Annotated in this window: 17 protein-coding genes; 5 read left to right on the plus strand and 12 right to left on the minus strand. The window is 68.3% G+C overall.

Annotated features, from left to right (window positions below):
- Positions 1–17: 17 nt before the first annotated feature.
- Complete coding sequence (locus tag ACGFH6_RS32325; protein WP_393391466.1) at positions 18–3,116, minus strand: FtsX-like permease family protein; 3,099 nt, start codon at positions 3,114–3,116, stop codon at positions 18–20.
- Positions 3,117–3,315: 199 nt separating this feature from the next.
- On the opposite strand from ACGFH6_RS32325, the gene ACGFH6_RS32330 reads away from it, so the two are divergent.
- The 3 genes from ACGFH6_RS32330 to recO are packed head-to-tail and all read left to right on the plus strand — an operon-like array spanning position 3,316 to position 5,909.
- The gene (locus ACGFH6_RS32330) at positions 3,316–4,305 is read left to right on the plus strand and encodes an aldo/keto reductase (protein ID WP_393391468.1); all 990 of its coding nucleotides are present in this window, start codon (positions 3,316–3,318) and stop codon (positions 4,303–4,305) included.
- Complete coding sequence (locus ACGFH6_RS32335) at positions 4,302–5,129, plus strand: SDR family oxidoreductase (protein WP_393391470.1); 828 nt, start codon at positions 4,302–4,304, stop codon at positions 5,127–5,129. Before ACGFH6_RS32330 ends, ACGFH6_RS32335 begins: the two co-directional genes overlap by 4 nt.
- A 12-nt stretch (positions 5,130–5,141) precedes the next feature.
- Positions 5,142–5,909, plus strand: a complete 768-nt coding sequence (gene recO, locus ACGFH6_RS32340) for a DNA repair protein RecO (RefSeq protein WP_393391472.1) — start codon at positions 5,142–5,144, stop codon at positions 5,907–5,909.
- Positions 5,910–6,508: 599 nt separating this feature from the next.
- Here the strand turns inward: recO and ACGFH6_RS32345 are convergent.
- The 4 genes from ACGFH6_RS32345 to ACGFH6_RS32360 all read right to left on the minus strand — a co-directional run bounded on the left by ACGFH6_RS32345 (position 6,509) and on the right by ACGFH6_RS32360 (position 10,000).
- Complete coding sequence (locus tag ACGFH6_RS32345) at positions 6,509–7,012, minus strand: hypothetical protein (protein WP_393391473.1); 504 nt, start codon at positions 7,010–7,012, stop codon at positions 6,509–6,511.
- A gap of 39 nt (positions 7,013–7,051) precedes the next feature.
- Positions 7,052–8,059, minus strand: coding sequence for a hypothetical protein (locus ACGFH6_RS32350; protein WP_393391475.1), 1,008 nt, complete (start codon positions 8,057–8,059; stop codon positions 7,052–7,054).
- Between the two features lie 818 nt (positions 8,060–8,877).
- On the minus strand, positions 8,878–9,354 hold the full coding sequence (locus tag ACGFH6_RS32355) for a hypothetical protein (RefSeq protein ID WP_393391477.1): 477 nt from the start codon (positions 9,352–9,354) through the stop codon (positions 8,878–8,880).
- A 181-nt stretch (positions 9,355–9,535) separates the two neighbouring features.
- A complete protein-coding gene (locus ACGFH6_RS32360; RefSeq protein ID WP_393391479.1) occupies positions 9,536–10,000 on the minus strand; it encodes a hypothetical protein in 465 nt (154 codons plus the stop codon).
- A 94-nt stretch (positions 10,001–10,094) separates the two neighbouring features.
- Between ACGFH6_RS32360 and ACGFH6_RS32365 the strand changes: the two genes are divergently transcribed.
- Positions 10,095–11,015: an isoprenyl transferase gene (locus tag ACGFH6_RS32365; RefSeq protein ID WP_393391480.1), complete on the plus strand. Its 921-nt coding sequence runs from the start codon at positions 10,095–10,097 to the stop codon at positions 11,013–11,015.
- On the opposite strand, the gene ACGFH6_RS32370 is transcribed toward ACGFH6_RS32365, so the two are convergent.
- The 4 genes from ACGFH6_RS32370 to ACGFH6_RS32385 all read right to left on the minus strand — a co-directional run bounded on the left by ACGFH6_RS32370 (position 11,008) and on the right by ACGFH6_RS32385 (position 14,652).
- A complete protein-coding gene (locus tag ACGFH6_RS32370) occupies positions 11,008–11,652 on the minus strand; it encodes a response regulator (RefSeq protein WP_393391482.1) in 645 nt (214 codons plus the stop codon). The genes ACGFH6_RS32365 and ACGFH6_RS32370 overlap by 8 nt on opposite strands.
- Positions 11,649–12,869 (minus strand): sensor histidine kinase, encoded by a 1,221-nt coding sequence (locus ACGFH6_RS32375; protein ID WP_393391484.1) that lies wholly within the window; start codon positions 12,867–12,869, stop codon positions 11,649–11,651. Before ACGFH6_RS32375 ends, ACGFH6_RS32370 begins: the two co-directional genes overlap by 4 nt.
- A gap of 98 nt (positions 12,870–12,967) precedes the next feature.
- Positions 12,968–13,777: an ABC transporter permease gene (locus ACGFH6_RS32380; protein WP_393391486.1), complete on the minus strand. Its 810-nt coding sequence runs from the start codon at positions 13,775–13,777 to the stop codon at positions 12,968–12,970.
- Positions 13,774–14,652, minus strand: a complete 879-nt coding sequence (locus ACGFH6_RS32385; RefSeq protein ID WP_393391487.1) for an ABC transporter ATP-binding protein — start codon at positions 14,650–14,652, stop codon at positions 13,774–13,776. The genes ACGFH6_RS32380 and ACGFH6_RS32385 overlap by 4 nt, the downstream gene beginning before the upstream one ends.
- Before the next feature lie 246 nt (positions 14,653–14,898).
- Here ACGFH6_RS32385 and ACGFH6_RS32390 point away from each other — a divergent pair, with 246 nt between their 5' ends.
- Complete coding sequence (locus tag ACGFH6_RS32390) at positions 14,899–15,993, plus strand: S-(hydroxymethyl)mycothiol dehydrogenase (RefSeq protein ID WP_393391488.1); 1,095 nt, start codon at positions 14,899–14,901, stop codon at positions 15,991–15,993.
- Here the strand turns inward: ACGFH6_RS32390 and ACGFH6_RS32395 are convergent.
- From ACGFH6_RS32395 to ACGFH6_RS32405, 3 genes are all read right to left on the minus strand, one after another.
- Positions 15,990–16,478 carry a GNAT family N-acetyltransferase gene (locus tag ACGFH6_RS32395; protein WP_393391490.1) on the minus strand — a complete coding sequence of 163 codons (489 nt, stop codon included), beginning with the start codon at positions 16,476–16,478 and terminating at the stop codon, positions 15,990–15,992. The two genes, ACGFH6_RS32390 and ACGFH6_RS32395, sit on opposite strands and share 4 nt — an antisense overlap.
- Positions 16,479–16,563: 85 nt before the next feature.
- Entirely contained in the window at positions 16,564–17,538 is a 975-nt protein-coding gene (locus tag ACGFH6_RS32400) for an aldo/keto reductase (protein ID WP_393391491.1), read from the minus strand.
- A gap of 77 nt (positions 17,539–17,615) precedes the next feature.
- Complete coding sequence (locus ACGFH6_RS32405) at positions 17,616–18,095, minus strand: MerR family transcriptional regulator (RefSeq protein ID WP_393391492.1); 480 nt, start codon at positions 18,093–18,095, stop codon at positions 17,616–17,618.
- Positions 18,096–18,137 lie beyond the last annotated feature (42 nt).

The following is an 18,137-nucleotide window of genomic DNA, read 5'->3' on the forward strand; positions in this document are numbered from 1 at the left end:
GAACTCGCTTCGCTCCTTCACGTCAGCTCCTCCCGGATCCGGCTGTAGCCGGCGCGTCGGTTGACCCCGGTGCCGAGCAGCAGGGTGGCTGCGGCGAGGACTGCGGTACCGGCGACCCACAACACCAGCGCGACGGGCCAGTTGGTCGCGAGCTCCAGCGGTATCGGCCCACCGGTGTCAGCGAACAGAGGGATGAGCGGCAGCGCGATCTGCGCGCCGACCACTCCACACAATGACCCGAGGAATACAGCCAACGCGACCGGACCGGTCTGCTCCCACCGGGCAGCTCGACCTGTGGTGTTGGACGGTACGCCGGTGATCCGTAGGCTCGCGTAGTCCTGCGCCCGCGACCGCCACGACGTCACCACGGTCAGCAGCAGTACGACGAGCGCCAGCGCCCAGCCCGCGATGCCGACAACCGGCGTCAGCTGCAGTGCGAGCGCACTCGCCGACCGCCCGTACGACGCGATCCGGTCGGCCCGGCGGTCGACGAGTTCGGCCGCAAACCCTGCCTGGCTGAGCTTCTGAGTGATCGTGTCGACGTTCGCCAGGCCGTCCGCGTTCAGCCACAGCTCGTAGTCCGTCGCGCCCTCGTCCACGGTGCCGGCCAGCCGCCGTACCGTCTCGAGATCGACCACGGCCGTGCGGTCGGGGTAGCGGTCCACCGGGCCCTTCAGCCGGTCGACCTTGCCCAGCGTCAGCGGTGTGCCGTCGATCGCGGGACTCGTGGTCGCGCCGTCGTCGTACGGGAACTCCGGCGTCACTAGCGCAGGAATCACCGGCGGCACCGTCGCGTACTGCAGGAACTGGTCGTTGCCCAGGCTCTTCACTGCGATTGTCAACAATCCGCCGGTCTTGGCGGTGACGGATCCTTGGTCGGAGTCGGGCTGCCGCACCGCTTGCCAGTTGTCCGGCGATCCGATCGTGATGGACGGACGGTCGTCGCTGGAGATCTTGCTGATGGTCACGTCGCCCTGGACGCCGGCCTGGTCGAGTGGTTCGCGACCGATGCCGAGCCGGAGCAACTGGCAGCCACCCAGGCAGTCGACCGCCGCACGCAACTGGAGCGGTTTGCCCGGGACCAGCCGCATCGGCGGGAAGGTGACCAGGTAGCGGCCGCCGTTGCGCAGACTCACCACGTTCGCCCGCAGGACGACCGACTTCGCCGGCTCGGTGGCCGTCTGCGCGCCGTTCGGCGTCTGCGACGCGAGCGGCTTCATCGGACCGGTCGAGGCGGTGACGGTGAGCTGGGAGCTGCGGAACTCGATCGGCTTCAGCCCGGCCGGTGCCTTCAGCGTCTGCCAGCCCTCCGCGTCGGTCATCAGATCGCCGCGGTACGCGATCCGCCGAAAGCTGTCCGGCTCGATCATCATCGACTTCAGCGAGTCCGGTGCCGGCGGTCGAGACGTGACCACCGGGGTCATCCAGTGCCGGTCCGGATCGACCTGGTCGACCGCTTGGGTGAACTCGTTCAGGTACAAGGCATTCATCCGCAGTACCGCTTCGGCTCCGGTCTCGTAGCCCGCCCGGGTGTCGCGGTTGTGGTCGCCGACCGACGCGGCCTGGCCGGCGAAGGCGACCAGTCCGCCGGCCACCGCGACCGCTGCGACGATGCGAGTGACCGCGGGCCGACGGGAGACCTGGAGTGCGCCGAGCGCGAGGCCCAGCCGTCCGCGTCGCGCCGCCTGCCGACTGATCAGCCCTGCGATCGGCAGCAGGAGGTGAGCGAACGTGAGCCCGACCGCCAGCGCCAGCAGAGCCGGAGTAAGAACAGGCAGTGGCCCACGGCCGTCACCGGTGAGCGCGGCCGCCAGACCAGCCACCGCGAAGACGATGACGCATAGGTCGAGCACCCCGATCGCCCTGCCACGCCGTCGTGGGACCACTCGACGCAGCAGGCTCGAGATCGGCTGCCGTACGCCGCCGCGAACCTGCAGGGCCACCACGATGAGCGAGAGGACGACGGCAACGGCCAGCGCCACTGGCACTGTCCACGGCAACTCGATGGGGGAGCCGTGGCGCAGCCAGGTCACCCGGACGATCAGCAGCAGTCCGAACCCACCGAAAGCACCTGCCAGCCCGCCGACCAGCACAGGCAGCCCGAGCTCGACAGACAAGGAGCGTGCGGTACGGCGGGCAGACGAGCCCCGCAGACGTGCGAGAGCGATTTCGGGCCGCCGCTGGTCGACCACAGCCCCGAGCGCCAAGGCCAGGACGACCACACCGAACAGGGCGACCTGCACCATAATCAGCGGGATGATCGTGGTGGCCTGTTTCCGTTCACTCTGGATCCGGTCGACCAGCGAGGCGAGTCCTGACGTGGTTTCCGCGTAGATGCCTTGCTCCACCGCGTTGCCGTTCACCGTGGCCGTGGCGTTCTGCAATCGAGGCAGGTCGTTGATCCGCGCCACACCCGGGATCGGTGCTGTGTCGGCCGTCATCCGCGGCGCCCATTGGTCCCCGTCGAACGTCGTACGCGGAGTGAAGAGGAAGTCCGACGAGCCCGGGTCTTTGGCGCCGGGCTTGCGGGAGTGCCCGGTCGGGTAGGAGCCGAACCAGTAGTCGCCCCTGGGCTGCTTCGGCTTGTACAGGCCGACGACCGTGAGTTTGTGGTCCCCTTCGGCGGCGTCCGACGACTTGCCGGTGAGGACGGCGCCGACCTTGAACTGCCAGGTGCCGGTGTCCGCGGTCGAGGCGATCACCTCGTTCGGGGCGGTCGGGCAGCGGCCCTCGGCCAGCACGAGTTGCTCGCAGTACCCGTCGCGCCAGGTCAGCCGGCCGGAGACCGCGTCGTCGGCTTCCTGGATTCGCCAGCCGATGTCGGTGTAGATGCCGTGCACGGGCGGCGAGAACAGCGGCTTGAGGTCGGCCGGAACCAACTGGTCGAGGCTCTCCGGCCGATCGGTGCCGGGGCCTTGTGCCCGGCTGCGGGGCGCTCCCTCGATCTGCCACGCCGCGGTCAGGCGCTGCGCGGTCAGGGTCTCGGTCGTCACGGTCTGCTCGACGGCCCGGGCGTACCAGGGCGCGAACACGGCGCAGGTCCCGATCAGCAGGCTGACGCCCGCCAGCACCAGCGCCTGGGACCACCGGTACCGCAGCGCCCTCCGGAGAAACATGTGTCCAGCCACCCCCAGGTGTTTCGCTCGCCGCCTCGCTCGCCCGCCTCGCTCGCCCGAAGATACGGAACGCGGCGGCGGGTGTGCCTGACCGTGGCGAAATGTCACAGAGTTGTTGTCTAGGCAGGAACGCGATCACGGACCGTGAACACCCGAGGGTGTTGCCCGACGCAACCGGTGACGGCGGTAGGTTCGGCACATGCGTGAATCCCAGCTCGGTGACCTGACCGTTTCCTGCCTCGGCCTCGGCTGCATGGGGATGTCCCAGTCCTACGGTGCGACCACGGACGAGTCGGAGTCCATCGCGACCCTCCACGCCGCCGTCGACGCCGGCTGCACCTTCATCGACACCGCCGACGTGTACGGCGACGGCGCGAACGAGGAGCTCGTCGGCCGCGGGCTGGCCGGCCGCCGCGACCAGGTGGTGCTGGCGACCAAGTTCGGCTTCAAGAAGCCCGCCGGCGGCACGGCTCTCCCGAACGTCGTCGACGGGTCGCCCGAATACGCGCGGCAGGCGATCGATGCGTCGCTGCGGCGGCTCGGCGTGGACCACGTCGACCTCTGGTACCTGCACCGCAAGGACCCGCAGATCCCGATCGAGGAGACCGTCGGCGCGATGGCCTCGATGGTGGAGGCGGGCAAGGTGCGGTACCTCGGCCTGTCCGAGGTCAACGGCGACACGGTTCGGGCCGCGCACGCGGTGCACCCGATCAGCGCCGTCCAGAGCGAGTGGTCGCTGTGGACCCGCGACCCGGAGACCGTCGTCCTGCCGACGCTGCGCGAGCTCGGGATCGGGTTCGTGCCGTTCAGCCCCCTCGGGCGAGGGTTCCTCACCGGGCAGCTGAAGTCGCCGGACGACTTCGAGCCGGACGACATGCGGCGCGGGCTGCCGCGGTTCATGGGCGAGAACTTCCAGCGCAACCTGGACCTGGTGGAGAAGGTCCGGGAGCTGGCGGCGGCGAAGGGTGTGACCGCCGGTCAGCTCGCGCTGGCGTGGCTGCTTGCTCAGGGCAATAACGTTGCCCCGATCCCGGGGACGAAGCGGCGCAAGTACCTGGCCGAGAACCTCGGTGCCGCCGACGTCACGCTGACGGCCGAGGAACTCGCCGCCCTGGACGCGGCGTTCCCGGCTGACGCGGCGACCGGGCAGCGTTATACCGACGGCGGGATGGACCTGGTGGGCAAGTGATCGGTGTCACCGGATCCACCGGGCAGCTCGGTTCCCGGATCGCCCGGTTGCTGGCGGATTCCGGCGTACCCCAGCGGTTGCTCGTCCGGGATCCGGCCCGTGCTCCTTCGCTCCCGGGTGCCGAGGTGGCGCAGGCGGCGTACGGCGAGCACGAGGCACTGCTGAACGCGCTCGACGGGGTCGAGACCCTGATGTTGCTCAGCGCAACGGAGTCGGCGGATCGGGTGGCGTTGCACAAGGCAACGGTCGACGCGGCGGTGGCGGCCGGCGTACGGCGGATCGTGTACACCTCGTTCGCCGGCGCCGCACCGGGGGCGACGTTCACCTTCGCCCGCGACCACTGGCACACCGAGCAGCACATCCGGTCGCTGGACGTGGAGTACACGTTCCTGCGGGACAACCTGTACCTGGACTTCGTACCGGGGTTCGTCGGTGCGGACGGAGTGATCCGGGGTCCGGCGGGGGACGGCCGGGTCGCGGCGGTCGCCCGCGACGACGTGGCTGCTGTCGCGGCCCGGGTCCTTGCGGACTCGGCGCATGCCGGGGCGACGTACGAGCTCACAGGGCCTTCCGCCTTCACGCTGGCCGAGGCGGCCGGCGTACTGTCCGACGCGCTGGGCCGGAAGGTCCGCTACGAGCCCGAGACCCTGGACGAGGCATACCGCTCACGCGAGTGCTACGGCGCTCCCGCCTGGGAGGTAGCCGGCTGGGTCACGTCGTACGCCGCCATCGCCAGCGGCGAACTCAGCCACATCTCCACCGCAGTCCAAGACATCACCGGGCGGGCGCCCCTGGGCCTCGAGGAGATTGTCGCCCCCAGGTGAGACACTGACCGCGTGCCGCTGTATCGGGAAGAGGCGATCGTGCTGCGCACCCAGAAACTGGGTGAGGCGGACCGGATCGCGACGCTGCTGACCCGCGGCCGCGGCAAGATCCGCGCGGTCGCCAAGGGAGTCCGCCGTACCTCATCCCGCTTCGGTGCCCGCCTCGAACCGTTCAGCCACGTCGATCTCCAACTCGCCACCGGACGCACCCTCGACGTCGTCACCCAGGCCGTCTCGATCGCGGCGTACGGCGAGGGAATCGTCGGTGACTACGCCCGATACACCACCGGCACCGTCCTCCTGGAGACCGCCGACCGTCTCGTCGTCGAGGAGAAGGAACCCGCGACCCAGCAGCACCTGCTGCTCGCCGGCGCCCTCCGCGTCCTCTCCACCGGCGAACGCGAACCAGGCCTCGTCCTCGACTCGTTCCTCCTCCGCTCCCTGGCGATCTCCGGCTACGCGCCGTCCTTCGCCGACTGCGCCCGCTGCGGCGAACCAGGTCCCCACCGAGCGTTCAACCCAGCCTCCGGCGGCATGGTCTGCTCCTCCTGCCGCCCCCCAGCCTCAGCCATGCCGGCCCCCACCACCGTCACCCACCTCTCCGCCCTCCTCACCGGCGACTGGCCCACCGCCCTCCAAGCCGACCCCCGAACCCGCCGAGAAGCCACCGGCCTCATAGCCGCCTTCTTCACCTACCACCAAGACCACCAACTCCGCTCCCTCCCCCACCTGGACCTCACCCCCGACCGTCCTACCGCTCCCACCCCGGCCACCCAGTAGGCCCACTCCGCGCCCCGATCGGCCGCCGCCCGGGCGCCTTGGTTGGAGAGCCGCCCCTTCGCCCGCCGACACCAAGTGGCCGCGAACTCCGCAACGGCTGCTGTCCCTCCCACGCATGAGCAATAGCCCGCCGAACATCCAGCTCCGCCTGCCGCTCCAGCTGGTTCCCACCCGACCCAGCCCCTCGCTCCCCAAACCGGTCGAGCCCCGGCTGCCGGTCATACGCACGCCGACTCAGCCGAGCACAAACATGCACATAGACGTTGTTCCGACCTTCCCGCGGCTTAACCGCCAGCAACTCGCGACGTGGCAACTCGCCGGGAGCGGTCGGCCCGATTTCGCGGAACACCAGCCGGTAGTCGGCCTTCCGCTCCGGATCCGACTGCACGTATGACGTCACGCAGTCCCTGAGATCACCCTTCCCCGACTCGTAACCGAGAGCGTGGTGACCGTCAGCCGTCCCGGCCCGGAGCCGCTCGATCTCGCGCAGGACTTCGCGGTACAGCTGACGGTAGGAGCCCGCGCCGGCCTTCGCCTGCTGACGAAGGAAGTGCAGGTCCTGGTGGAACTTCTCGTGATCGACGATCAGATACCTGGTGTCACCGCTCATCACTCGGCGGTCTCTCCTCGGCCCGAATCTCGTCGAGAAGCTCCCGCGTAAACGGATCGTTGGCCGCCCACTCATCCAGGTCCAGCGGCCGACTGCCCGGCAGCGGTTCAGTCGCGTACACGCGAACAGTCGGATCATCAACCACCCCCGCCGGCGGCTGATCATCCCCCCGCAACTCGCGGTACTGCGCCGTCGACATCACCACCGCCTCCGGCTCGCCCTCTTCCCCCCACACCACCGGAACCGCAAGCCCAGCACGCACTGCCTCCACCAACCCCCGCAGCCGCTCCGACAGCACCCTCGGCTCAAGCACCTCGCCCAAGATCTCGAACTTCGCATCACCACCGAGATCCTCGAACTCGTCGTACGTAAGCACCACCGCCTCCGGCACACCATCCCCAAAGCTGAAAGCGCGCGTCCGCCCCGCCCGAAACCTCGCCAGCACGCCGGCCAGATCCGCACGAATCTCGTCAACGCCAAGCAGTCCACTCATGTTCTGAATGTATTCGTTCCGCGGCAACGAGAGCCCGAGTTATCCACAGCCACCCTTAGCCGGCGCCGCGACCTCGCCTCCATCAGGATCGACCAGCACAGGAATCGCCTCGCCAATCCGAAGCTGCGTGCCAGCCTGCTGGGTCGTTGAGATCTGCCCGGTGTCGCCCAGCGTGCTCTGCCAGGTGATGTCCCATTGCGCGGTGGCAGTCACGGGGTAGGTGCACTTCGGCAACTCCCGCGAAGTCTTCTTGTACCGATGCCCGCAGTCCGGCGAGTCCTTGATCCCCATCGCCTTGTCGTACGGCGTACCTGAGCCCTCACACCGGACGGTGTTCCCATCTCCAAGCGCCCAGTTGACCGCCTTCACATGCGCGGTAGCCGTCACCGACAACCCCGGCACGCTCGCACTCCGCACAATCGGCCCCCACGTGTTCTCCGTCTTCTCCACCCACAACCACACCGGCATATTCACCAGCCCGATCTGCCCCACCCCAGGCGCCGACTTCACCAAAGGCGGAGCCAACTGCATAGCCGCCATCGCCCGATAAGCCAACGTCACCGGATCAACCACCACAGTGTCGGGTTCGCCAGGCAACCAAACCCACCTACTGACCAAATGCCGCCCCTGGTCATACCCCTGCTCCCGCACACAAGCCCAGATACTCCCGTCTGTGTGCCCCTGCCAACGCGGGTCGCTGAACGGAGGAGGAGGATACTCGCGCTTCAGATAGCACTGCTGGCTGTTCGACCAGTTGCCGAGCTCCGCATCCGTGCATGCCTGAGCTGCGCCACCAAACTGGCAGATCTTCTTTGCATCCGAGGCCTTCTCTGGGGGGTGGCCATTCGATCCAGTGCCACCGTCGTCGCTGCCGTAGGAGCTCAGGATCCAGGTGCAGACCGGCTCGGTCTTCAGGCAAACGAGTTTGTACCCTGGTCCGGGCTTCGGTGGGATGACTAGTCCAGCCAGCGCAGCTCGAGCAGGACCGACCGAGATGGTCGCCGCGATGAGGGTGACCAGTCCGATACGGAACGCGCGCCTCAGCATTTTCCGACTGCCTTTTCCTCGACGACAAACCACATCTTCTCTGTGGTTCCAGGTCGATCCGCGTATACGACCTTCGCAGTGAATGCGTTTCGGCGGCTGGTTTCAGGTCCAACCGGGACGACCTTCCGGTCCTTCTGGAAGTGGAGAGCTGTCGCGGAGGAATCCACACAGGACCGCAGCGTGACTTCATGTTGAGCGCCGTCCAGACTGACCGCCTCGGCTTTCAGCGAGCGAACCTGGACGCTTCCGGCCCGATACCAGCCGTTTTGGCGTAGTGATCGGACATCATCGATTGCCGCGATGATCCAACTGCCACCCAGGCCGGCCGCTTCGAGGGGTGCACGGCTCGACTTCGTCGGATCATTGAGGGCCTTGTCTATCGCGGCTCGTGCAGCCCGATAGCGGGCCTGCGCTCCATCTACCGCCTCTTCCTCTTCCGGCGTCCATGTGGGAGAGGAGGGGGAGGTTGGGGTGGGGGTAGGGGAAGGGGAGATCGGGGTGGTGTTGGGGTGGCCGGCTTCGGGGGAGCCTTGGCAGGCGGTTAGCGCTAGGAGGGCGCAGATGGCTGCGGTGGCGGGTCCGAGGGCCGGTCGGTGGGTCATCTGGCTCCGATCTGGGGTTGCTGTTGGTGTAAGGGTGTCATACGGAGGGTGTTCGGACGGGGGAGTTGTCCACAGGTCCCGGCCAAGGTGCGAGGGGGCGGGGGTCGGGCGCCTCGCAGGCTCGCGCCAGGTGGGTTCGAGCTCGGACGAGTCCGCAGAGTGCCACCCCAGCAGCACCGGTCGGTGTGACTCGCTCGTTGCTGCCGACGAGTGTGCTCAGAGGCTGCGGTCGAGGGTGCGGATCGGCGACGGTGGGTGGTGGGCGGTGCTTGGTTCCGGGGTGGTCGTGGGGAGGAGAGGCGCTCTGGTTGGTGGGGTTGTTCCGTTGAGGGCGATCGCGAGTGGAGTCTCGGCTGGTACTGCGCGTTGGTGAGGCGGGATGACGGAGCTCAGGTTGTGGGCGAATGACTTGAGGTCGTGTTGTGAGGCCAGTCTGGTGATGAGTTCCGGCATGGTTCGTGGCTCGCGGCGGTTGCGGTGGAGCATTGTGCGCAGGGCGGCGAGGACTCGGTCTGGGTTCTCGGCGAGGAGGCGGTTCAGGAAGGTTGCGGTTCGCTCGACCTTCATGGCGTGTGGGCCAGTTGATGGCGGGTCGAAGTCCTTCAGGTTCTCGGTGACCAGGACGTCGGACCGCGAGTGCACCGCTGCGGCGAGTACATGGGTGTCCTTCGGGTCCGCGTGCATCTCTGGCATCAGAGCGTCGTACCCGGAGGTCAGCGCGGCGGGGAAGGCCTTGTCATCTGGGTGAAACGGGCGTCGATTCGTTCCGCCGTGACTCCGGCCGGACGGTTCCGCTTCACCTCGTCGAGAATCTGAGCGGACCATTTCGGCACGAGTAGTCGCTCGTAGGCGAGGCTCAGCAGTATGTCGGTCGTCAGTTGTCCCAGGAGCACGTTGGCATCGAGGAACGGGGAGGGCGCCTGGCGATCTCAGCGGCCCGCGCCGGAGCCGTCGTCGTCGGCCATCGCCTGCAACGCCTGTCGCGCTCGGCGTTGACGCGCGCGTTCAGCGCGAGTACGTCGGCCAGCCGGACCCGGTCGCCGTACTCGGACGACCGGATGGGGAGGTCGCCGCGGCTCGCGTACAGCCGTAGTTCGTCGCGATCCATCTCGATCGCGTCCGCCGCCTCGTCGATTGTCAGTTCGGATCGCAACGGCGTTACCTGAACAGCCAGACCTTGGAGGAGAGCCGCCTCGACGAACCGCAGTACGTCGTACACCTTGGCCGGGATCTCGCGGCGTTCCCCGTGCGGTCCGATGAGCGCGGGTCCGCCAGGCGCGACCACCCGTTCGTCGTCCTCCAACAGAAAGACCTCGGGGCGCCCAGGCATCGCATCCATGATCGCGAGTCTATGGGCCTCGATCGCGCGGACGGGGGAGTTATCCACAGGCCCCTGCAGGGGCGGCGGCCCGCGGGTAGGAGAAAATCGGGGTATGTCGCCTATTGGTCGTCGTCGGGGTCGTGTGGTGGGTGCTGAGCGGGGGGAGAAGGTGGTGGTGGCGCCTGAGGCGCATCCTTCGGGGGCTGTGGTGCCGGGGGTGCCTCGGGAGTTGGTGCCGAAGCATGTGGCGATTGTCATGGATGGGAATGGGCGGTGGGCCAAGCAGCGGGGGTTGGCTCGGACGGAGGGGCACCGGGCGGGGGAGGCTTCGCTGCTGGATGTGATCAAGGGTGGGATCGAGATCGGGGTGAAGTACATCTCGGCGTACGCGTTCTCGACGGAGAACTGGGCGCGGTCGCCGGAAGAGGTGCGGTTCCTGATGGGGTTCAACCGTGAGGTGATCCATCGCCGGCGGGACGAGCTGGACGCGATGGGGGTCCGGGTGGTGTGGTCGGGGCGCCGTCCGCGGTTGTGGAAGAGCGTGATCGACGAGCTGGAGTACGCGCAGGAGCGGACCAAGGACAACGACACGATCACGCTGCAGTTCTGCGTGAACTACGGCGGTCGGGCCGAGATCGCGGACGCGATGCGCGAGATCGCGGAAGAAGTTGCCGAGGGCAAGCTCAAGCCGGGCCGGATCACCGAGCAGACGATCGCGCGGCATCTGTACGCGCCGGACATCCCCGAGGTCGACCTGTTCGTCCGGTCGTCGGGTGAGCAGCGGACGAGCAACTTCCTGGTCTGGCAGCTCGCGTACGCCGAGATGGTCTTCCTGGACACGTTGTGGCCGGACTTCGACCGTCGCGACCTGTGGCGCGCGATCGAGATCTACGCCCAGCGCGACCGCCGCTACGGCGGCGCCATCCCCAACGAGGTCAACCCCACGAGCGTCGACCCCACGAGCGTCAGCCCCACGAGCGTCAACCCCACCAGCGTCAACCCCACCAGCGTCAACCCGACGAGCGTCAAGTAGTACGAGGGTTGGGCAGCAGCCCGCGTTCGTAAGCGACCGTCACCGCGCGAGTCCGGTCGTCCACGTCGAGCTTGGTGAAGAGCCGCTGCAGATGCGTCTTCACCGTGGCCTCGCCGATGTACAGCTCCCGCCCGATCTCCGCATTGCTCAGACCCCGCGCGACAGCCGCCAGCACCTCGAGCTCACGGGGTGACGGCTGCGCGGCCGGCGGCGTGCTAGGTGTACGCAGCCGCGACATCAGCCGCGCCGCGACCGGAGGCGCCAGCACGGTCTCTCCACGCGCCGCCGCCCTGATGCCGTCCAGCAGATCGGCATGCGGAGTGTCCTTCAGCAGATACCCCGCCGCGCCCGCCTCGACCGCGTGCAGGATGTCGGTGTCGGTGTCGTACGTCGTCAGCACCAGCACGCGCGTCGAGGGATACCCGGACACGATCGCCCCGGTGGCGGTGACCCCGTCCGTCCGCGGCATCCGCAGATCCATGAGTACGACGTCAGGCCGCGCCGACTCGACCAGCGCGAGGGCCTCCGAACCGTCGCCGGCCTCGCCGACCACCTCGATGTCCTCGGTGACGGAGAGCATGCCGGTCAGCCCGGACCGCACCACTGGATGGTCGTCGACCACCAGAACCCGAATCACACGTCCTCCTGACCAGCCGGCATCAACACCTGGACCCTGGTACCGCGGCCCGGCGCACTCTCCACCTGCACCGAACCCCCGGACTCCTCGACCCGCCCGCGCATCGCGGCCAGCCCGAAGCCCCCGGACACTGCTGCCGGTGCGAACCCGGACCCATCGTCGCGGATCTCGATCCACACCCGGCCGTCGGACAACCCCAGCGTGATCAGGACCTGCGTCGCCCGCGCATGCTTCCGTACGTTCGCCAGCGCCTCCTGAGCGGCCCGCAGCAGCACCACCTGCTGCGCCTGCGGCAGCGCCGCGACCTCCTCGTCCGGCAGATCGAGCGACACCTGTACGTCGACGCCGGTCTCGGCCGCGAACCGTTCGGCCTGCCGACGTAGTACTTCGGTCAACGTTGCCTCCGACAACGCAACCGGGGTGAACGCGGCAACCAACGCACGGGCCTCGGCGAGGTTCTCCCGGGCCGTGTCCTCGATCGCGGCCAACCGTGCCGCCGCTCCGTCCGTACCGCCGCGCTGGAGCTCGACGGCGGCCGCCTGGGCGAGCATCACGATGCTGGTCATACCCTGCGCGAGCGTGTCGTGGATCTCGCGCGCCATCCGTTCCCGCTCGGCCATCACGCCGGCGCTGTGGTGCGCCTCGGCCAGTTCGTCGCGGGCCGATTCGAGCTGTTCGATCAGCTCCGCCCGCTGCTCGCTCTGCGTGATCACCTTCTCGATCCAGATGCCGAACAGCAGGCTCACCACCAGGCTGACCAGCATCCACGGCAGGACCTCCCAGAACGTGTCCCAGCCCCACCCCGCGCTCCACAACTGAGAGGCGCCGACCCCGATCACCAGCAGGACACTGAACGCCGCACCCTCGCGTACGTCGTCCCCGAGCAACCAGATCTGTGCCGACACGATGAACATCAGGAACACCGACTGCGGGAACAGCCCGACCATCACCATCAGGCAAGCGATCATGATCAATCGGTAAGCATGCGACGGCAGCCGCCGCCGGGACCTGATCGCGGGCAGCCCGATGAACTGGTACGCCGCCCCGAGCACCACCACCGCGCCGACGAAGAAGGCACGCCGGACCGGGCTGAGATCGACCGTGAAGGACACCGCCAGCGTCGTCGCCAGCAGGACCCAGAACACGACGTGCCAGCCGACCAGCGTGCGCGTCCAGACCGGCTGGTCCACCCGCTTCGTCGTATCCACGGTCACCATCTTCCTCCACACCAGAACCCACACACGAGGTGCGCCCCAGGCGGACACGGTACGGCGCCATGCCACCGGGGCCGACGCCGTACCGGGTTGCTGCTTCATCAGCCCGCGTCCCGGCGGGTCCAGCGGAAGACGCGCTGGGCAACGAGGAGGCCGACCACCAGCCAGACCGCCAGCACGATCGCACCGGTTCCGAGCTGCCACGAACCGCCCGGCTCGTTCGCCTCGTACCCGTCCGGCAGGAACACCGACCGCATGCCCTGCGCGAGCCACTTCAGCGGGAAGATCTCCGCCACCGTGCGCATCCAGGCCGGCAGGCTGCTGTAGACGAAGTACACACCGGAGATGAACTGCAGGAGCAGGACCACCGGCGTCACCACCGCGGATGCAGCCCGGCCGGACTTCGGTACGACGGAGAACGCGATCCCCAGCACGCAACCTGACGCCGTGCCGAGGATGAAGATCCAGACGAAGTTCAGCCACTTCTCCGGCTCGCTCGGGATGTCGACGCCGAGCAGCAGGCCGGCGATCGCGAGCAGCAGGCCGAACTGCAGGACGGAGGTGACCAGGACGACGCCGATCTTGCCGATGAAGTACGACTGTGACGACATCGGCGTACCGCGCAGCCGCTTCAGCACGTCCTGGTCGCGCTCGATCGCGATGCCGATGGCCAGCGACTGGAAGCTGGTCAGGAAGATGCCGGAGGCAATCATTCCCGGAGTGAAGTAGGTGGCCGCGTCGACGCCGCCGGAGAAGTCGGTGCCGCTGAACACGGCGGAGAAGATGCCGAGGAAGATGATCGGGAAGAGGAACGTGAAGATCAGCTGCTCCCGCTCCCGGAAGAACTCCTTCACCTCCAGGCGGGTCCGCGAGACGCCGATCTTGACGGGGGAGGGCAACGCCGTGCTCATCGAACCGCTCCTTCCAGGACCGGAACGGCCGCGACCGCACCGATCAGTTCCAGGTAGATGTCTTCCAGGCTCGGCCGCCGTACCTGCAGCTCCGGCACCTCGCCGTCGTACTCGGCCATCAGGCGCGCGACTTCGGCGGTCGGCTGGTCGGTGCGCACCTCGCGGATCCCGTCGGCAGACAGCCAGGAGACGCGTGCGGTCCGGGCACCGCGCCCGCCGAGCGTGCCGGGGGTCGCGACCTCGATCATCCGGCCGTCGGCGATCACGCCGACCCGGTCGGCCAGGTGCTCGGCCTCGTCCAGGTAATGGGTGGTGAGCAGGATGGTTGTGCCCTCGGTGCGCAGGTTCTCGATCAGCGTCCAGAACTGCCGGCGCGCCTCGGGGTCGAACCCGGTGGTCGGCTCGTCCAGGAACAGCAGTTCGGGGTTCCCGACCACGCCGAGCGCGACGTCGAGGCGGCGGCGCTGACCGCCGGACAACTTGCGGGTCCGGGTACGGCGCTTCTCGTCCAGACCGACCGCGGCGATCACCTCGTCGGGGTCACGCGGATTCGGGTAGTACCCGGCGAAGTGGTGGACCAGCTCGGCGACGGACAGTTCGGCCTCGTCGCGGGAGGTCTGCGACACGATGCCTAGCCGGGCCCGCCACCGCCGGCCCCCGTGCGCCGGATCGGTGCCCAGCACGCTGACCTCACCCTCGTCGGCGTGGCGATATCCCTCCAGAATCTCCACGGTCGTCGTTTTGCCGGCGCCGTTCGGCCCGAGCAGGGCGAACACCTCACCGTGCTGGATGTCCAGGTCGACCCCGTCGACGGCCACTTTGTCCGGGTACCGCTTCACCAGCCCCCGCACCCTCACTGCGTTGTCTGTCTGCATGCCTCAACCTTCCCGTCCGCGCCCCGTCCGCCGGGAGCGTCGCCCGGCGGACTCCCTGTCCACCGACTGGGGGACAGACCGGCTCAGCGGACCGAAGGACGGGTAGTAGTCAGGCCCGCGACGGCATGGACGGCGCCGCTCAGGCGGGAGCGGGGATATGCGGACAGATCTACGTCCCGTCCTTCGGTACGGCGCCACGCCCGGAAGGGCTGACGGGACCGGCCCCGGCCGGTTAGCGTCTGGGGCATGGCTCAGACGGTGCGTGGAGTGGTGGCGGCAGGCAAGGGCAAGCCGGTGTCGATCGAGGAGATCACGATCCCCGATCCCGGCCCGGGCGAGGCGGTGGTGAAGATCCAGGCGTGCGGTGTGTGCCACACGGACCTGCACTACCGGGAGGGCGGCATCAACGACGACTTCCCGTTCCTGCTCGGTCATGAGGCGGCAGGCGTGGTCGAGTCGGTCGGCGAGGGCGTCACCGACGTGGAGCCCGGGGACTTCGTCGTACTGAACTGGCGGGCCGTCTGCGGCAACTGCCGTGCCTGTCTGCGCGGGCGCCCGTGGTACTGCTTCAACACCCACAATGCCAAGCAGAAGATGACGCTCAAGGACGGCACCGAGCTGAGCCCGGCGCTCGGCATCGGCGCGTTCGCCGACAAGACCCTCGTCGCGGCCGGCCAGTGCACCAAGGTCGACCCGGCCGCCAAGGCCGAGGTAGCCGGCCTGCTCGGGTGCGGCGTGATGGCGGGCCTCGGCGCCGCCATCAACACCGGGAACGTCGGCCGCGGAGACACCGTCGCTGTGATCGGCTGCGGTGGCGTCGGTACGGCGGCCGTGGTCGGCGCCCGGCTCGCCGGCGCGGCGAAGGTGATTGCCCTCGACATCGACGAGCGCAAGCTCGCGGTTGCCCGGGAACTGGGTGCGACCCACGCGATCAACTCCAAGGACCTCGATCACGACGGAGTCGTCGAGGCAGTCCAGGAGTTGACCGGTGGGTTCGGTGCGGACGTGGTGATCGACGCGGTCGGCCGGCCCGAGACCTGGAAGCAGGCGTTCTACGCTCGCGACCTGGCCGGCACCGTCGTGCTGGTCGGCGTACCGACGCCGGACATGACGCTCGACATGCCGCTGCTCGACTTCTTCGGCCGCGGCGGTTCACTCAAGTCGAGCTGGTACGGCGACTGCCTGCCGAGCCGCGACTTCCCGCTGCTGATCGACCTCCACCTGCAGGGCCGGCTCCCGCTGGACCGGTTCGTCTCCGAGACGATCGCCCTGGACGAGGTCGAGGCCGCGTTCACCAAGATGCACCACGGCGACGTCCTACGCTCGGTGGTCGTCTTCTAGGCGACCTTGAACGAGATCCACACGTCGGGCTTCGCGTCGGGCTTGCCCGAGATCGTGCGGTGTTCCTGGGTCCAGACGTCGCCGGAGACCTCGGTGGCGACGCGCTGCCAGAAGCGGACGGCCTTCTCGTTGTTCTCCTGGAACGCGACCTCGCACGGTCCGGGGTGGTGGGCAAGTACTTCCTGGACCGCGCGAAGGCCCAGGCCGCTGCGCCGGACCGGCCGGATCATGAAGAAGGCGTTGAGCACCCGCACCGGTTGTCGCAGCGCCCGCATGAAGCAGAAGCCGACCGGGCTCTCGCCCTCGTAGAACAGGTACCCGGCCCATTCCGGGTCTCCGGTGAGCACCTTCTCCAGCCACTCCGTCCGGTAGCTCCCGTCCGGCCGGGGCAGCTGGCCCTGGAACTCGGACAGGTCATGCCGGAACAGCAACCACAACCTCTCCATCACGACCCGGTCCTCCGCGGTGGCACGCCGTACGAACATTGATCTCCTCAAAGGGTGTGAGAACGCAGAAAAGCCTCCCGCCGGAAGAGGATCCGGTACGGAAGGCTTACTGCAGGAGATTTTATCAGGCCCGCGGTGCGGTGCTGCGCTCGACCCAGCTCATGTCCGGGTAGCGGGAGCCGGCCGGCGTGAGCTCGGACAACGACGCGAGATCCTCGTCGGACAGCTTCAGGTCCACGGCGGCCCAGTTCTCCTCCAGGTAGCGCCGCCGCTTCGTGCCCGGGATCGGCACCACGTCATTGCCCTGCGCAAGCACCCAGGCAAGTGCCACCTGGCCCGGCGTCGCGTCGTACCGCTGGGCGACCGCGCGGACCTTCTCCACCAGCACGAGGTTGGCCTCGAGGTTCTCGCCGGTGAAGCGGGGGAGCGTACGCCGGAAGTCGTCGTCGGCGAGGTCCGTCGGCAGCGCACCGGTGAGCAGGCCGCGGCCGAGCGGCGAGTACGGCACGAGCCCGATGCCGAGCTCCCGGCAGACCGGCAGCACCGACTCCTCGAGATCGCGGCTGAACAGCGACCACTCGGACTGCACCGCCGTGATCGGGTGGACGGCGTGCGCCCGCCGGATGGTGTCCGCCGACGCCTCCGACAACCCGAGGTACCGCACCTTCCCGGCCTCTACGAGCTCCGCCATCGCCCCGACCGTCTCCTCGATCGGTACGTCGGGATCCGCGCGGTGCTGGTAGTACAGCTCGACGTGGTCGACGCCGAGTCGGGACAGCGACGCGTCGATCGACGACCGCACGTACTCGGGCGATCCGTTCACGCCCCTGCGAGCATCGGTGAGGGGATTGCCGACGATGCCGAACTTGGTCGCCAGGAACACCTCGTCCCGGCGGTCCGCGATCGCCCGGCCGACCAGTTCCTCGTTCGCGCCGAAGCCGTACAGGTCGGCGGTGTCGAGGAACGTGATGCCGAGGTCGAGGGCCCGGTGCAGGGTCGCGATCGACTCGGCGTTGTCCGGGGTGCCGTAGGCGAAGCTCATGCCCATACAGCCCAGTCCCAACCGGCTGACTTCGGCTCCGCTGCTTCCCAGTTTCATCTCTCTGCTCCTACTGATTTGGCATGGCTCAGCCCACCGACGGACCGCAACGGTCCGCCGGTCCGGCGAAAAGTGATTTACGAAGGTACGACGCCGCCGTAGACGGTGATCTTGTAGTCGGTCACCGCCAGCGCGAGCTGTAGATCGCGCAGTTGCTGCTGGATCCGGGCCCGGTGCTCCTCCATCAGGGCGAGACGCTGTGGTTCGGTGTGCTCGCCCTGCTCGATCAGGTCCACGTAGTGCCTGACCGTACCGATCGGCATCCCGGACACGCGCAGCCTGGTGATGACCACGATCCGGGCCAGCGCCCTCCGGTCGTAGCTGCGGTAGCCGGTGTCGTCGCGCTCCACGCGGACGAGTCCGATCCGTTCGTAGTACCGCAGCGTGTGGGCGGTGAGCCCGGTGACTTCCGCTGCCTCGGCGATGGTCATCCGCTCGGGCAGGTCGTCCGGCAGATCGAGCAGGCACAACAGGTCGGCGTCGATCGGCTCCGGGTCGCCGTGGAGGGCGACGATCGCCTGCCAGCGTTCCTGTGCGGTCAGCTCGGTCGTGGTCATGTCTTCGACCGTACGCCTTCGAGTGCGCTCAAAGGCAAAGGT

The sequence above is a fragment of the Kribbella sp. NPDC049227 genome, from assembly GCF_043197265.1.
Taxonomy (GTDB): Bacteria; Actinomycetota; Actinomycetes; order Propionibacteriales; family Kribbellaceae; genus Kribbella.

Excerpts from the sequence above, each read along its gene's own strand:
- ACGFH6_RS32325 (WP_393391466.1), bottom strand. The coding sequence starts at position 3,116 with ATGTTTCTCCGGAGGGCGCTGCGGTACCGGTGGTCCCAGGCGCTGGTG.
- ACGFH6_RS32330 (WP_393391468.1), top strand. The coding sequence starts at position 3,316 with ATGCGTGAATCCCAGCTCGGTGACCTGACCGTTTCCTGCCTCGGCCTC.
- ACGFH6_RS32345 (WP_393391473.1), bottom strand. The coding sequence starts at position 7,012 with ATGAGTGGACTGCTTGGCGTTGACGAGATTCGTGCGGATCTGGCCGGC.
- ACGFH6_RS32350 (WP_393391475.1), bottom strand. The coding sequence starts at position 8,059 with ATGCTGAGGCGCGCGTTCCGTATCGGACTGGTCACCCTCATCGCGGCG.
- ACGFH6_RS32355 (WP_393391477.1), bottom strand. The coding sequence starts at position 9,354 with ATGCCAGAGATGCACGCGGACCCGAAGGACACCCATGTACTCGCCGCA.
- ACGFH6_RS32360 (WP_393391479.1), bottom strand. The coding sequence starts at position 10,000 with ATGGATGCGATGCCTGGGCGCCCCGAGGTCTTTCTGTTGGAGGACGAC.
- ACGFH6_RS32365 (WP_393391480.1), top strand. The coding sequence starts at position 10,095 with ATGTCGCCTATTGGTCGTCGTCGGGGTCGTGTGGTGGGTGCTGAGCGG.
- ACGFH6_RS32375 (WP_393391484.1), bottom strand. The coding sequence starts at position 12,869 with ATGGTGACCGTGGATACGACGAAGCGGGTGGACCAGCCGGTCTGGACG.
- ACGFH6_RS32380 (WP_393391486.1), bottom strand. The coding sequence starts at position 13,777 with ATGAGCACGGCGTTGCCCTCCCCCGTCAAGATCGGCGTCTCGCGGACC.
- ACGFH6_RS32385 (WP_393391487.1), bottom strand. The coding sequence starts at position 14,652 with ATGCAGACAGACAACGCAGTGAGGGTGCGGGGGCTGGTGAAGCGGTAC.
- ACGFH6_RS32390 (WP_393391488.1), top strand. The coding sequence starts at position 14,899 with ATGGCTCAGACGGTGCGTGGAGTGGTGGCGGCAGGCAAGGGCAAGCCG.
- ACGFH6_RS32395 (WP_393391490.1), bottom strand. The coding sequence starts at position 16,478 with ATGTTCGTACGGCGTGCCACCGCGGAGGACCGGGTCGTGATGGAGAGG.
- ACGFH6_RS32400 (WP_393391491.1), bottom strand. The coding sequence starts at position 17,538 with ATGAAACTGGGAAGCAGCGGAGCCGAAGTCAGCCGGTTGGGACTGGGC.
- ACGFH6_RS32405 (WP_393391492.1), bottom strand. The coding sequence starts at position 18,095 with ATGACCACGACCGAGCTGACCGCACAGGAACGCTGGCAGGCGATCGTC.